Source organism: Brevibacillus sp. FSL K6-0770 (assembly GCF_038000275.1).
Lineage (GTDB): Bacteria > Bacillota > Bacilli > Brevibacillales > Brevibacillaceae > Brevibacillus > Brevibacillus parabrevis.
In genome coordinates, this window is record NZ_JBBOBQ010000001.1 from 2,363,806 (window position 1) to 2,378,251 (window position 14,446).

Annotated in this window: 13 protein-coding genes; 11 read left to right on the top strand and 2 right to left on the bottom strand. The window is 52.0% G+C overall.

Annotated elements, in window-relative coordinates; translation table 11 throughout:
- Nucleotides 1-16: 16 nt before the first annotated feature.
- On the bottom strand, nucleotides 17-1,711 hold the full coding sequence (locus tag NST23_RS11590) for a M3 family oligoendopeptidase (protein ID WP_122965847.1): 1,695 nt from the start codon (nucleotides 1,709-1,711) through the stop codon (nucleotides 17-19).
- 255 nt (nucleotides 1,712-1,966) lie between these two features.
- On the opposite strand from NST23_RS11590, the gene dxs reads away from it, so the two are divergent.
- The 11 genes from dxs to NST23_RS11645 all read left to right on the top strand — a co-directional run bounded on the left by dxs (nucleotide 1,967) and on the right by NST23_RS11645 (nucleotide 13,546).
- The gene (gene dxs / locus NST23_RS11595; RefSeq protein WP_340963700.1) at nucleotides 1,967-3,850 is read left to right on the top strand and encodes a 1-deoxy-D-xylulose-5-phosphate synthase; all 1,884 of its coding nucleotides are present in this window, start codon (nucleotides 1,967-1,969) and stop codon (nucleotides 3,848-3,850) included.
- Nucleotides 3,847-4,665: a TlyA family rRNA (cytidine-2'-O)-methyltransferase gene (locus NST23_RS11600; RefSeq protein WP_122965849.1), complete on the top strand. Its 819-nt coding sequence runs from the start codon at nucleotides 3,847-3,849 to the stop codon at nucleotides 4,663-4,665. The genes dxs and NST23_RS11600 overlap by 4 nt, the downstream gene beginning before the upstream one ends.
- A 113-nt stretch (nucleotides 4,666-4,778) precedes the next feature.
- Nucleotides 4,779-5,636 (top strand): NAD(+)/NADH kinase, encoded by an 858-nt coding sequence (locus NST23_RS11605; RefSeq protein ID WP_122965850.1) that lies wholly within the window; start codon nucleotides 4,779-4,781, stop codon nucleotides 5,634-5,636.
- A 5-nt stretch (nucleotides 5,637-5,641) separates the two neighbouring features.
- Complete coding sequence (gene ahrC, locus NST23_RS11610) at nucleotides 5,642-6,091, top strand: transcriptional regulator AhrC/ArgR (RefSeq protein ID WP_122965851.1); 450 nt, start codon at nucleotides 5,642-5,644, stop codon at nucleotides 6,089-6,091.
- A gap of 16 nt (nucleotides 6,092-6,107) precedes the next feature.
- Nucleotides 6,108-7,832, top strand: a complete 1,725-nt coding sequence (recN, locus tag NST23_RS11615) for a DNA repair protein RecN (protein ID WP_242771795.1) — start codon at nucleotides 6,108-6,110, stop codon at nucleotides 7,830-7,832.
- A gap of 164 nt (nucleotides 7,833-7,996) precedes the next feature.
- Nucleotides 7,997-9,331, top strand: coding sequence for a SpoIVB peptidase (gene spoIVB, locus NST23_RS11620; RefSeq protein ID WP_063226844.1), 1,335 nt, complete (start codon nucleotides 7,997-7,999; stop codon nucleotides 9,329-9,331).
- A 338-nt stretch (nucleotides 9,332-9,669) separates the two neighbouring features.
- Nucleotides 9,670-10,458: a sporulation transcription factor Spo0A gene (spo0A, locus tag NST23_RS11625; protein WP_005827306.1), complete on the top strand. Its 789-nt coding sequence runs from the start codon at nucleotides 9,670-9,672 to the stop codon at nucleotides 10,456-10,458.
- A gap of 365 nt (nucleotides 10,459-10,823) precedes the next feature.
- Nucleotides 10,824-11,096 (top strand): hypothetical protein, encoded by a 273-nt coding sequence (locus tag NST23_RS11630; RefSeq protein ID WP_340963703.1) that lies wholly within the window; start codon nucleotides 10,824-10,826, stop codon nucleotides 11,094-11,096.
- 690 nt (nucleotides 11,097-11,786) lie between these two features.
- Nucleotides 11,787-12,014, top strand: a complete 228-nt coding sequence (locus tag NST23_RS11635) for a hypothetical protein (RefSeq protein WP_122965855.1) — start codon at nucleotides 11,787-11,789, stop codon at nucleotides 12,012-12,014.
- Nucleotides 12,015-12,108: 94 nt separating this feature from the next.
- Complete coding sequence (locus NST23_RS11640) at nucleotides 12,109-12,687, top strand: beta-class carbonic anhydrase (protein WP_122965856.1); 579 nt, start codon at nucleotides 12,109-12,111, stop codon at nucleotides 12,685-12,687.
- Nucleotides 12,656-13,546 carry a metallophosphoesterase gene (locus tag NST23_RS11645; protein WP_122965857.1) on the top strand — a complete coding sequence of 297 codons (891 nt, stop codon included), beginning with the start codon at nucleotides 12,656-12,658 and terminating at the stop codon, nucleotides 13,544-13,546. The genes NST23_RS11640 and NST23_RS11645 overlap by 32 nt, the downstream gene beginning before the upstream one ends.
- Here the strand turns inward: NST23_RS11645 and NST23_RS11650 are convergent.
- On the bottom strand, nucleotides 13,540-14,406 hold the full coding sequence (locus NST23_RS11650; protein ID WP_340963705.1) for a LysR family transcriptional regulator: 867 nt from the start codon (nucleotides 14,404-14,406) through the stop codon (nucleotides 13,540-13,542). The two genes, NST23_RS11645 and NST23_RS11650, sit on opposite strands and share 7 nt — an antisense overlap.
- Nucleotides 14,407-14,446 lie beyond the last annotated feature (40 nt).

Sequence of the window (14,446 nt, forward strand, 5' to 3'; positions counted from 1 at the left end):
TTCTGTTTTCTTGCGATTACAATTGCTTGTCGTCTATACCGTTCAACCACGTCTCGATTTCACCGATGACCGACTGAATGCAACCGTCTTCAAACGGCGAGTACAGCTTCGCAACCTTCACCAGTTCCGTGAACGATTTGCTGCCGCCCTCTTTGCACAGCGTCAAGTAATCGGACCAAGCTTGTTCCGGGTTTTCCTGTGCCCGTTTCCAGAACTGGAAGGCACAAATTTGCGCCAATGTGTAATCGATGTAGTAGAACGGATCGCGGAAAATGTGTCCTTGCTGTTGCCAGAAGCCGCCTTCCTCCAAAAACTCGTTCTCGTCGTAATTGCGGTACGGCAAGTATTTGCGCTCGATTTCGCGCCAGGTGCGTTTGCGCTCCGCTGGAGTCATCTCCGGCTTTTCGTAGACGGCATGCTGGTATTCGTCGACCGCGACGCCATACGGAATGAACAGCAGCGAGCCGCTCAGATGCGAGAACTTGTATTTGGCGGTATCGTCCTCGAAGAACAGCTCCATCCAAGGCCAGGTCAAAAACTCCATGCTCATCGAATGAATTTCGCACGCTTCATACGTCGGGAAGTGGTACTCCGGTACTTCGTAACCGCGGCTGACGTACACCTGGAAGGCGTGGCCCGCTTCGTGGGTCAGCACGTCGATATCGCCGGAGGTGCCATTGAAATTGGCGAATATGTACGGCAGCTTGTACTTGCTCATGTAGGTGCAATATCCGCCTGTCGCTTTGCCCTTTTTGCTGAGCAAGTCCAGACATTCATTTTCCAGCATGAAGTTGTAGAAAGCATCCGTTTCCGGAGACAGCTGTTCGTACATCTTTTTCCCGTTTTCCACGATCCAGTCCGGGGAGCCTTTTGGCGTCGGATTGCCCGTAGCGAAGTCGAAGGCCAGATCGTAATACTTCATAACATCGACGCCAATCCGTTCGCGTTGACGTTCGACCAGCCGAGCGGCTACTGGCACGATTTGTTCCTCCACTTGACGGCGGAAGTTGGCCACCATTTCGGCGTTGTAGTCCGTCCGGTTCAAACGCGCATAAGCCAGTTCCACAAAGGTGGTGAAACCGAGCTTTTTGGCGATCCGGTCGCGAACTTTTACCAGATTGTCGTAGATGCGGTCCAGTTCTTCGGTATGCTTGCTCAGAAACTCGTACTTCGCTTCGTTTGCTTTCTTGCGCATGTTTCTGTCCGTGGACGTCTGGAACGGAAGCAGCTGCGGAAGCGTGCGCTCTTCGCCTTCAAACATGATTTTCGCCGAGGCGATCAGGGCAACGTACTGGCTCGCCAGACGGTTCTCTTCCTGCAAATCGGCAACAACTTCAGGAGAGAAGGTGCGCAGAGTTGTCTCGGCAATGCGGAAAAGCTGGGCGCCCCATTTTTGTTCCAGCTCGGAGCGGAAAGCGGACTGGGTGATGGCGGCGTAGTAACGTGAAATGATCCCTTGATACACAGGGCCTGCTTCATCCCAATAGTCTTGCTCTTCTTTGTAAAAAGGGTCCTCCGTATTGATCGTATGGCGAATTTGCGCCACTTCTCGCGCAGATTCCACCTCTTGCCGCAGCTCGTTCAACTGTCCCATTACCTTGTCTTGCTCTTCAAAGCTGGCCGCTTGTTGAAACGCTTCCAACAGTCTGGAAAATCGTTCTTCGACATTTGCCATGTCGACGCGTGTGTACGGTATTTGCGAGAACTTCACGGGGGGCCACCTCGATTTCTTGAATTTGAATGATCCATTTTATTTTACCAGAATGTAGCAGGAAATTGTGTGCAAGATTACGCTTGCTGATCAAAAGTGGTGTTTTTATGAAGAAACCGTTATAATGAATCAAGTTGAATTTCAGCGGAGTTTAGGCTTCGGGCAACACCGAAGAAGCCTAGTTTTCCATGGGGTGGATTGAAATGCAGCATGCACAATCGCCGGAGAACGAACAGTGGAAAGTGAGGAATACCAATGCTGCTTACTACCATAAATGATCCTCAAGACCTGAAAAAGTGCACTTCGCAGCAGTTACATACGCTGGCATCCGAAATCAGGCAATTTCTCGTCGAGACGCTCTCCCAGACAGGCGGCCACCTTGCGCCCAACCTCGGAGTAGTGGAGCTGACGCTTGCTTTGCACTACGTGTTCAACAGTCCCAAGGACAAGCTGATTTGGGATGTCGGGCATCAGGCATACGTACATAAAATGTTGACTGGCCGCCGGGAGATGTTTCCGACTTTGCGCCAGTACAAAGGGCTGTGCGGCTTCCCGAAAATGATCGAAAGCCCGCATGACGTCTGGGAAACCGGACACAGCAGCACCTCCTTGTCGGCAGCGATGGGGATGGCAACGGCCCGCGATTTGAAAAAAGAAAAAAACCATGTCGTGGCGGTTATCGGCGACGGTGCGTTGACGGGTGGAATGGCGCTGGAAGCGTTGAATCATATCGGTCACGAACGCAAAAATGTCATCGTCGTGCTGAACGACAACGAAATGTCGATTGCTCCGAACGTAGGCGCGCTGCACAACTACCTGGGCAAAATTCGCTCCACGGAAAACTACCAGTGGGCGAAGGACGAGGTTGAAGGGCTGCTGAAGTCCATCCCGGCTGTTGGCGGCAAACTGGCATCGATTGCCGAGCGCTTCAAAGACAGCATGAAGTATTTGCTCGTGTCCGGCGTTCTATTCGAGGAGCTTGGCTTCACATACATCGGTCCGATCGACGGTCACAACTTGGATCTTTTGGTCGATACGCTGAAAACGGCGAAGCAGACCAAAGGGCCGGTACTGATCCACGCGATCACGAAAAAAGGCAAAGGCTACGCGCCAGCCGAAGCGGATTCCGTGAAGTGGCACGGCATCGGCACGTACAAGATCGAGTCTGGAGACACGCCAAAATCCGCTCCGACGTACACCTCGGTGTTTGCCGATACGATGATTGAGCTTGCTGCCGAGTACAAGTCGCTGGTGGCGGTCACTCCTGCCATGCCAGCAGGCTCCGGCCTGATTCCGTTCGGACAAAAATACCCGGATCGCCTGTTTGACGTAGGGATCGCGGAGCAGCATGCTTGTACCTTTGCGGCTGGCCTTGCGACACAAGGCTTGAAGCCAGTGCTTGCGATCTACTCGACCTTTTTGCAAAGAGCGTACGACCAACTGATTCACGACGTTGCCCGGCAAAAGCTGAACGTGGTGTTTGCCGTCGACCGCGCAGGACTCGTCGGTGCAGACGGGGAGACGCATCAAGGGATGTACGACATTGCCTTCATGCGTATCATTCCGAACATGGTCATCATGGCACCAAAAGACGAGAACGAGCTGCGCCACATGATGAAAACAGCGATGGAGTACGACGGGCCGATTTCGTACCGTTATCCGCGTCTGCCGGCTCGCGGCGTGACGCTCGATAAAGAGTTGCAAGCTGTGCCGATCGGGAAGGCAGAAATCGTCCGCGAAGGGAAAAAGGTAGCGATTTTGTCCTTTGGCCATGTATTTGAGATCGCGGAGCAGGCGGTCAACCAGCTGAATGCGGAAGGAATCAGACCGATGCTGGTAAACGCCCGCTTTTGCAAGCCGCTGGATGAGGAGTTGCTGTTCAGGCTGGCGAAGGAAGGCTACGACATCGTGACTGTGGAGGAAGGTTCGGAGATGGGCGGATTCGGCAGCGCGGTTATCGAATGTTACAATCGGGCGGGCTACTATGGCATGAATGTGCAGATCGTAGCTGTCCCTGATTATTTTGTAGAACACGGCAGTGTAAAAGAACAGCGTCAAGAGGTTGGGCTGACAGCGGAGAACATCGCTTCCCGTGTACGCGCCTTGATGCCGATATCGAAGGGTGTACTGGAAGCATGAGCGTGAGAAAAGAACGAATCGACGTTTTGCTCGTCGAACGGGGTCATTACGAGACTCGGGAAAAAGCAAAAGCAGCCGTGATGGCGGGACTGGTTCAAGTGGCCGGGGAGCGATGTGACAAGCCCGGCACGAAATTCACCGAGGATGTCGCCATCACGGTCAAAGGCGAGGTTCATCCGTACGTCAGTCGCGGCGGACTGAAGCTGGAGAAGGCATTAAAAGTATTTGGCATCGACATGACGGACAAAGTCATGATGGACATCGGCGCTTCCACAGGCGGGTTTACGGACTGTGCCTTGCAAAATGGCGCACGCCTCGTCTATGCAATCGATGTCGGCTACGGACAGCTCGCCTGGACGTTGCGCCAGGATGAGCGGGTTGTCGTCATGGAGCGGACCAATTTCCGCCATATGGACCCGGACGCTTTCGAACAGGAACGTCCGGATGCCGCTTCGATTGACGTGTCGTTTATTTCGCTCCGGCTGATTTTGCCTGTCTTGTACCGTTTTTTGAAGCAGGATGGCGATGTCGTCGCGCTGGTCAAGCCGCAGTTTGAAGCGGGCAAGGACAAGGTCGGGAAAAACGGCATCGTCCGCGAACCGCAAGTGCATGAAGCGGTGCTGACAGACATCGGCCAGTTCGCCAGCGGCCTCGGATTTGCGCTGAAAGGGCTGGACTTTTCTCCGATCACAGGGGGAGAGGGCAATATTGAATTTGTTATGCATGTGACCAAAAGTGCTGGCGGTATGAACGCCGAAGAATGGCTGAAGCTCGTCAGCGATGTGGTCGCGCAGGCTCATGCCAAATTAAAATAGGGACAAAAAACAAAAGCCTCGGGAGTTTTGTTGCAAACGAGGCTTTTTATTTATGCATGAAAAGTTGTATACTTGTATAAGGATTTCCAACCAACCAGTTTGGGGTGGACCATGTGAAGAAGATAGGAATTATTGCAAACAAAGGAAAGCCCGAGGCCAGAATTGTGGCGCGGGAGCTTGTCTACCTCCTGGAGGTCAGGGGAGCGAATGTATTGCTGGACGAGACGATTGCATCTGATTTAGGGCGCGCGGAATTGGGCGCTGCGATCGATGACATCGGTAATCAAGCCGACCTGGTCTGTGTGCTTGGCGGTGACGGAACGCTTCTCGGCATCGCACGCAAGCTCGCCGGGAGATCGATCCCCATTTTCGGGATCAATCTCGGTACATTGGGCTTTTTGTCAGAAGCAGAGCCGGAGCACTTGCCGCTTGCCGTCGACAATTTGCTTTCAGGCAAGTACGACATTGAGGAACGGGCCATGCTGGAAGCAGCTCTCGTCCGCAAAGGCAGCACGCTTGGGACATACACAGCGATGAATGATATCGGGATCGCCAAAGGGTCTTTTTGCCGCATCATTCAATGTGCTGTTTACTTGGATGACGAATATGTCGCGACTTTCAGCGGCGATGGTGTCATCGTGTCGACTCCGACAGGGTCGACAGCGTATTCCTTGTCGGCTGGCGGGCCTATCGTCGCCCCGAATGTGGATATGCTATTATTGACTCCGGTAGCGCCGCATTCGCTGACAGCGCGGCCAATGGTGCTGTCTGGCAACCAGACGATTCGCGTGGAAGTCGACGCCATCCATCAGGAGATGGGGCTGTCGATTGACGGACAGTTCGGCTATCGGCTGGAGGGCGGCGATCATATTTACATTAAAAAGTCTCCGTACGTCACACCGCTGATCAAGTGGAAAAAGGGCGGCTTTTTTGAAGCAATACGCACGAAACTACAAGGTGAATGGGAGTAATCCATATGAACAAGGGGCAACGACATATCCGTATTCGGGATATCATCAGTAACCAAGAGGTAGAAACTCAAGACGAACTGGTGGAGCGTCTGCGCGCTGCTGGATTCAACGTCACGCAGGCGACCGTATCCCGAGACATCAAGGAATTGCATCTCGTGAAGGTGCCACTCCCTGATGGGCGATATAAATATTCCATGCCTGCTGAACAAAAGTTTAACCCGATGCAAAAGCTCAAACGGATGATGGTCGACTCCTTCGTCAGCATTGACCAGGCAGACCATTTTATCGTGCTGAAAACCCTTTCCGGTCATGCAAATGCGGTAGCCGAGCTGATCGACAACCTGCCGTGGGACGAGATCATGGGAACGATCAGTGGAGACAATACCATTTTGATCATTTGCCGTTCCAAGGAAAATACAGCGGAAGTCACAAAGCGTTTCATGGAAATGCTGTAGAAGGTGGTCGCAACAGATGCTAGTGGAACTCTCTATCCGAAATTTTGCCATCATTAAATCGGTTACGGTCTCGTTTCAACGCGGGTTGAACATCCTGACAGGGGAAACCGGCGCCGGAAAATCGATCATCATCGACGCGCTCGGACTGCTGCTCGGTGGCCGTGCGTCCGCAGATTTTGTGCGCTACGGCGAGCTGCGCGCAGAGGTGGAAGGGCTGTTTGAACTGCCTGCGGGCCATCCTGCGCTTGCGGTGTGCGCCAGCGTAGGTGTGCAAGTGGAGCAAGACGGCATGCTCGTCGTCCGCCGGGACATTTCCAACCAGGGAAAAAGCATTATTCGTCTGAACGGCCAGCTGGTGACGCTTGCCATGCTGCGCGAGCTTGGACCTTGGCTGGTCACGGTTCACGGCCAGCACGACACGCACATGCTGATGCAGGCGGACAAGCATATCAACTGGCTGGATGCGTACGGCGAAGTTGCTTTGGGAGCGGCGAAGCAGGAATACGGCAAACTGTACTCCTCCTACCGGAAAACGCGACAGGATCTCGAACGGATGGCCCGCAACGAACGCGAGCTGGTACAGCGCATAGACCTTTTGCAATACCAGCTTGACGAAATCGAAAGCGCTTCGCTTACTCCGGGTGAGGACGAGAAGCTGCTGCAGCAGCGCAAAAAGTGGATGAACATTGAGAAGGTTTACGCGACCGTCCAGGACGCCTACCGCTCGCTGCACGGCGATCAGAAGGGCATGGATTGGCTCGGTCACGCCATGGGAGAGCTGGAGCGCGGCGTGATCTACGAGGAGCAGCTTGCGCCGATTTTGGAGACGGTGCAGTCTGCGTATTACCAGATTGAGGACGTGGTGCACAAGCTGCGCCAGCTTTCGTACCATCTGGACTTTGAACCGGAGCAGCTGGCAGAGGTGGAGCGCAGGCTCGACCAGATTCAGTCCTTGAAGCGCAAGTACGGAAAAAGCGTGGATGACATTTTGGAGTATGCAGCGACCATCTCCGACGAGCTGGACGAAATGCATCACTACGAGGATCGGTTGCAACAGGTGGAAAAACGGCTGCAGGAGCTGGCGGCTGATTTGGCTGTCGAGGCGCTGGAGCTGTCCGTCATTCGTCAGGAATGCGCCACGAAGCTCGCGCAGGAAATCGAGCAGCAGCTGAAAGAGCTGCATATGGAACGGGCGCGTTTTGCCATCGACGTCAGACAAACCCCTGATGAAGAAGGCGTTGAAATCGAAGGCATCAAGCGGCTCGTGGATGCGAATGGCATGGATCAGATCGAGTTTTTGATTTCGCCAAACCCGGGGGAACCGCTGCGGCCGTTAGCGAAAATCGCTTCTGGCGGGGAGCTGTCCCGCGTCATGCTGGCGATCAAGACGATCCTGGCTGGAACCGATCAGGTCGAGACGCTGATTTTTGACGAGGTAGACACGGGAGTCAGCGGCAGAGCGGCCCAAGCGATTGCGGAAAAGCTCGCTCGCGTGGCGCAAAAACGGCAAGTGCTGTGCATTACGCATTTGCCGCAAGTAGCTTCCATGGCAGATGCCCATTTTCTGATCAAAAAGGAAATGAGCGAAAACGAGACGAAAACGATCGTGACGAAGCTGTCGGAAGAAGAGACGGTGACAGAGCTTGCCCGCATGCTGAGCGGGGCAGAAGTAACGGCAAAAACAGAAGAGCACGCGCGGGAAATGATTTTGCTCGGGCGGGAAAGAAAGGCTGTCAACTAAGCTTTGGTTGGCAGTCTTTTTTATGGGCAAAAAGATTGCAGTTGGCTAACAAACATGAGTCAATTTCCTGACATAATCCGCTTGGCTGGGGGCAACATTAAAGGTACACAAGGTGGAGGTGTCTCTTTGTAGGTGTAGGTAGGGAACGGTAGGAGTGATTGCTGGTGATCCGACAAAACAAAAGAAAATGGATGGGAAGTCTCCTTCTCCTCATCACGGCGCTTGTCGTGAGTTCCACCCCGTTTCGCGATCTGTCCTCCTTTCCCCGCGAATTGCGCTTGATGGAAGGGTCTCTGGAAGAACTCAAGGTCTCCGTGCCGGTGATGGGCACGCTAATCAACAGCAATCCCGACATTTTGCACGTCAACGGGACGGAAGCGCGCGAAGTATCCGTTGATCTGAGCCAGCCTATGTCCGTAGAGCCGCGCAGAGCTGGGGAAGCACAATTGCAAGTAAAATGGCGAAACATTCCGCTGACAGCTGTCAAAGTAAATGTGCTGCCGGATTTGCGTCTGTACCCTGGTGGACAGTCGATCGGGGTCAAGCTGCAAACGGCGGGGGTGTTGGTTGTCGGTCATCATCTCGTGGACAATGGCAAAAGCAAGTCTTCCCCTGGCGAGCAGGCAGGTATTCACGTCGGCGACATGATTGTCAAAATGAATGATCTGTACATCAATGACATGAATGAAGTCAAAAAGCTGATCAACGAAGCCGGAAAAAAGAATAGCACGGTACAGCTTTTGGTCGTGCGCGGAAAAGAAAAGCTGAATCTGACGCTCCAACCGGCAAAAGACCAAAAAGACGGGGAGTACCGGATGGGACTGTACATTCGCGATTCGGCTGCCGGGGTAGGCACCCTGACCTTCTACGATCCCAACTCCAAAGCGTACGGAGCACTGGGGCACGTCATTTCCGACGTCGATACAGGCCAGGCTATCGTAGTCGGGGATGGGCAAATCGTGCAGGCAAGCGTGACGTCCATCGAAAAAGGGCAGAGCGGCAATCCCGGAGAGAAATTCGCCCGCTTTTACAACGAAAGCGAAGTGCTGGGGAACATCACCAAAAATACACCGTTTGGCATTTTCGGCAAAATGAAGGACGAACCGAAGCGCAGCTATTACCGCGAGCCGCTCCCGGTAGCGCTTGCCGAGCAAGTCGTGGAAGGCCCGGCGAAAATCCTCACCGTCGTCGAAGGGCAGAAGGTGGAGGAGTTCGATATCGAGATCGCCAACGTCATCAAGCAGCATTTTCCGGCGACAAAAGGCATGATCATCAAGGTAACGGACAAACGCCTGCTGGAAAAAACGGGTGGCATTGTCCAAGGGATGAGCGGCAGCCCGATCATTCAAAATGGAAAAATCGTCGGAGCGGTCACGCACGTCTTCGTCAACGACCCGACATCCGGCTACGGCTGCTACATTGAGTGGATGCTGCAGGACGCAGGTGTGCAGGTGCGCAATGCGCCGCAATCGAACGCCAAAACCGGGCAGGCTGCCTGAGAATACGAAGAGACGAGCCGTCACGCCAATCAAGCGAGGCGGCTAATTTCATGCTGTCAAGTCTCTCTGCTCGACATGTATAACCTTCCACTGGAACAAAGCCAGCTTGCATGGTAAAGTCGTGGAGGCTCTTGACGAATGAAGGAAAAAGGAAGGTATTCTTTGTCGAAATATCAGTAAAATCATTCAATCTTTCGTCATAGGCAGGAATGAATATGCCTTTGTCGAATTATTTTTCTCAGAGAAAAAGATGGTATGGACTTATCGTTTGTAGAAATGAAAACCTCTAGAACGCCACCTTCTTTCCAAAAGACCGTCCATTGTTAGGAGGAACGACCTTGAGCAAGATTGAAGTGTTGTTGGCAGATGATAACCGAGAATTTGTAAGCCTGTTAGAAGAGTATATCAGCAGCCAGTATGACATGAATGTCATTGGCGTCGCGTACAACGGGAATGAAGTTGTGCGTTTGCTGCAGGAGCGAGTACCGGATGTACTGATTTTGGACATTATCATGCCCCACTTGGATGGCCTCGCCGTCCTGGAGCAAATCCAAGCCATGCGGTTAAGCCCGCAGCCCAAAATTATTATGCTGACAGCATTCGGACAGGAAGAGATTACGAAAAAAGCGGTTGAACTGGGAGCTGCCTACTACATCCTCAAGCCGTTTGACATGGAGGTTCTTGCGCAGCGCATTCGCCAGATCATCACAACGAAGCCAGCCTCCTCCTTCGTCACATCGGTGAAGCCACAGTCCACCCTGCAAGTGCGGGGCCGCAATCTGGACGCCAGCATTACGAGCATCATCCACGAAATCGGAGTGCCCGCACACATCAAAGGCTATTTGTATTTGCGCGAAGCGATCACGATGGTGTACAACGATGTCGAGCTGCTCGGTTCGATCACAAAAGTCCTGTACCCGGACATCGCCAAAAAATTCAACACAACGGCAAGCCGCGTAGAACGCGCCATCCGCCACGCAATCGAAGTCGCCTGGTCCCGCGGGAATCTCGATTCCATTTCCAGCCTGTTTGGATACACGATTTCGAACACGAAGGCGAAGCCGACCAACAGCGAGTTTATTGCGATGGTCGCGGATAAGTTAAGGATTGAGGCGAAGATTAGCTAGGGATAGAAATATCGCGGGTTTGAGTCACATGGATATTATCCCACCTTCTCGATTAGGTAGATGTAATCAACGAATTTTTCAGATGTAGTCCATCGGCTCATTTGAACGAAATGTAAAATACAAAAAGGACACTAGCACACACCAGCTAGTGTCTTTTTGTATGGATCGGACGAAAATCATATTTGGCCACTTTGTAATTCTTCAACAAGTCGAAGGTTGTGGAAATCTTTGGTATGATGAGAAGGGGTAGTTAATCCAAAGAGTTCTCAGATTATTTAACTTGCCTGACTCACTCAATACTCGCGCAAGCAAAGAGCAAGATAAAACGATGACTTGATTCAATTTGAAAATGAGGAGCCCAGCAAATGGAGCGCAAATTACTAGGTCAAGTAGGAGTAGACTCAGGTCAATTGGTTATTATCGATCCGCGTTACATTGAGAGTGAATGGAAAGGAACAGGGTCAATTCTTGGTGTTGATTATTGGGGCCAGGCACAAGAAAAAATTTATAGACTGTTAAAAGACGATGGAATTGAGTCAGAAAAGCTGGGTGGAAAATATCGGTTAATGACAGAAGAGGCTGAGACGCTTATTAAAAAAAATCGAGTTTTTAGCAAAAGACATGAAACAGTTGAATAAGAATATTAACGGTTGGGGAAAACGAATTGTCAAAGTGGAAATAGAGTTATTGGATGATGAGTATCTTCAAAAAATAAATGAGCATTTCGGAATCAAATAAAAACAAATTTTCAATAGAAAAGGAAGAGAGTATCTATGTATGTCAATTCTGTAGAAGAGGCCATTTTCAAAGTGAAAACGGTAGGGGAATGCAAGATAAACGATAAGTTTTTACTCCCATCCGTGATTGATCAACTGAACCGACTAGGTATTAAGCATGATATCCAGCATACTTCTTTAGATTGGACAATTAAGGGCAAATGAAAAACATAAATAAGCCACAAAGCGAGGTGCCAAATGGAAAACCCAAAAGAACAGTGCCCAAAATGCGGGTGCAGTGAGATCGGAAAAGGGAAACCGTCCGGGGATGCGAGAATATTCCCCGTAGACAAGTTTTTTGTTCTCGGTTCTCTCATCACTTATCACATATGTACGGGCTGCGGCTATGTCATTGAAAGTTACGTTGAAAATCCGGCTAAATTTAAAAAGTAAAATGGTTCATGAAAAAATAAACGCCAAGCTGGCCGCACCAGAACTCGGCGTTTTTGTTCTTTTCAAAAAACAATTACAGCACCATGGATAATCCTGTAAAATATATACTAGGAATCAAACAAACCATCCCCAAAAACGTATCCCCAAAAAGGAGCAAACATGGCAACCTACTTCCCTACCATCGTCCTGCTGCTCGGTGTGATCGTCACGATCTTTACCGTGAAATTTCCCGCCTATCGCCAATTGACCCTGATCAGCGGAGGAGCATTGTCCTGCGTCGTTGTGATGATCAAGCCCGATTTTTGGCCGCTGGGCCTTGGACTGCTCATCGTCACCTACCTTGTGGAAGGCTGGAAGCTCTACCGGAACAGGAACAAAGGAAAATAATCCGCCGCGAACTGCCGCAGTCGCTTGAACGACACGAAGAAGTATGTACAATAGAAAACATACAACCCACTAAAAGCGAGGAAGGTGTTGCAACATGCGCAATTTAGATGAAATTCTCGCATTTAACCGTGATTTTGTAGCGAATCGTGAGTATGAAAAATACCAGACAACCAAGTTTCCCGACAAACGCTTGGTAGTTCTCTCCTGCATGGACACGCGTCTGGAGGAGTTGCTGCCGAAGGCCATGAACATGCGCAACGGCGACATCAAGCACGTAAAGAGCGCGGGGGCGATCGTATCGCATCCGTTTGGAAGTATTATGCGCAGTATCCTTGTGGCGATTTATGAACTGAATGCCGAGGAAGTGATCGTCGTCGGCCATTACGACTGTGGGATGAGCGCCATCGACAGCAAGCGCACCATGGCGAAGATGCTGGAAAAAGGCGTTTCTGAGCAGACTTTCTCTACGCTGCAACACGCAGGAATCAATCTGCACAAATGGCTCCACGGGTTCGACCGGGTGGAGGACAGCGTGAGAAACAGCGTGGAGACGATTAAAAAGCATCCGCTGCTGCCAGCCAATGTCGATGTCCACGGATTGCTGATCGATCCGGCGACAGGCCGCCTGGATGTTGTGGTGAATGGCTACGAGCGAACGGAAGCTAGTGAATGATCCCAAGCTTGTCACGGTCTCAAGGCGGACCTTTTTACAGCGTTCGATGAAGTGGCTGGGTGGCTTGATTGGAGTCGGTCTGGCTGCTGGTACATACGGATATGCATGGGAGCGAACCTGGCTGCAAATCGAGCGGATGACACTCCGACTGCCCAGACTGCCAGACGCCTTTAGCGGCTGCAAGTTGATCCAGTTCAGCGACGCGCATCTGGGACACTATTTCAAGCCGGAGCAACTGCAAGGCATTGTCGACCTGATCATGCGCGAGCAGCCGGATATTATTTGCTTTACGGGCGATATTGTCGATGAAGAGACGCGCCCCTTTTTTGCCGCTATCCCCATCCTGGCGCAGCTTCAGGCGCCGATGGGGAAGTTTGCGGTATTGGGCAACCACGATTACCGGGCGGGGCAGCAGCACGGGATTCGCCAAGGGTGGATATCTGCCGGGTTTGCAGTGTTGGACAACCGCAATGTGGCTATTCGCCAAAAGGCAGACACCTTGTACATAGCGGGAATAGACGATGCTCTAAATGGCGTGCCGGATTTGCCAAAGGCGCTGATCGGGATTCCCGAGGGAAGCAGCGTAATTTTGCTCGCCCATGAGCCGGACGTAGCGGACGAAGCGGCGTTGTATCCGATTGATTTGCAATTGTCTGGACATAGCCACGGCGGGCAGGTGCGGTTGCCTTTTGTCGGGCATGTCTTGACGCCCAAGCTTGCGAACAAATACGTCAACGGCTTGTATCTCGCGGGCGAAAGCGAAATGCAAGTCTATGTGAACAGAGGGCTGGGCACGACGATTTTGCCTGTCCGGTTTTTGTGCAGGCCCGAGCTGACCGTGTTGACTTTGCATCAATAAGCATCTTTGATCCATTGGACGAATTGCTGAAAAGCGTCGTCCTCTTTTTTTTGATGCAAATAGGCGATGAGCGTCGGGCGCTGCAAAGTTCCTTCTGCTATATCGTGGGCGACCAGTCTGCCTTCCTCTACCTCGCGCAAAATGGTTCGCTCCGGCAGCATCGTGATTCCGAGCTGGCGTTCGACCATTTTTTTGACGGCGCTGAAGCTGTCCAGCTCCATGATGACGTTTGGAAAAATGCTGTTGCGCGCCAGAAAATGGTCGATGCGCTGGCGATAGGGGGCGGTATGGTTGCCGAACAAAATCATCTCCTGCGACCCCCAGGCGGAAAAGCCGGGAAAATGATTGGCCCAAGGATGCTCGGGCGACATGACGAGCAAAATCCGGTCGCTGGGCAAAAACTCCTGGTGGATGTGCGGGTGATACATTTCGCTGCCGAGAAAGGCGATATCGGCTGTTCCGGTCAAGAGGGCGCTGAGTGATTCTTCATACAGCGTAGAGCGCACGTAACAGGTGAAACCGGGATTGGCCTGGCGGTATTCGCCGATCAGGCGGGGAAGCTCGTAGGCGACAAATGCTTTTCCGGCGACGATCGTCATCGACTGGGCTTGCTCCTTTTGTTCGATGAAAGAGCGCATCTGCTCGACGATCGAGGCGGCAACAGGCAGCAATCTGCGGCCTTCTCCGGTCAGACTTACGCCAGAGGCGGTTCGCACAAACAGCGGACTGCCGATTTGCCGCTCCAACTGCTTGAGCCGATGGGTCAAAGTAGATTGGGCCAGAAACAGCGCCTGCGCAGCCCGATTGATGGACCCGTGGTGGGCGATGGTCAAAAACACTTCCAAACTTTCTTTGTCCACGAATGCCCCTCCTATCTAAAAACTCGATAACTGGTTATCA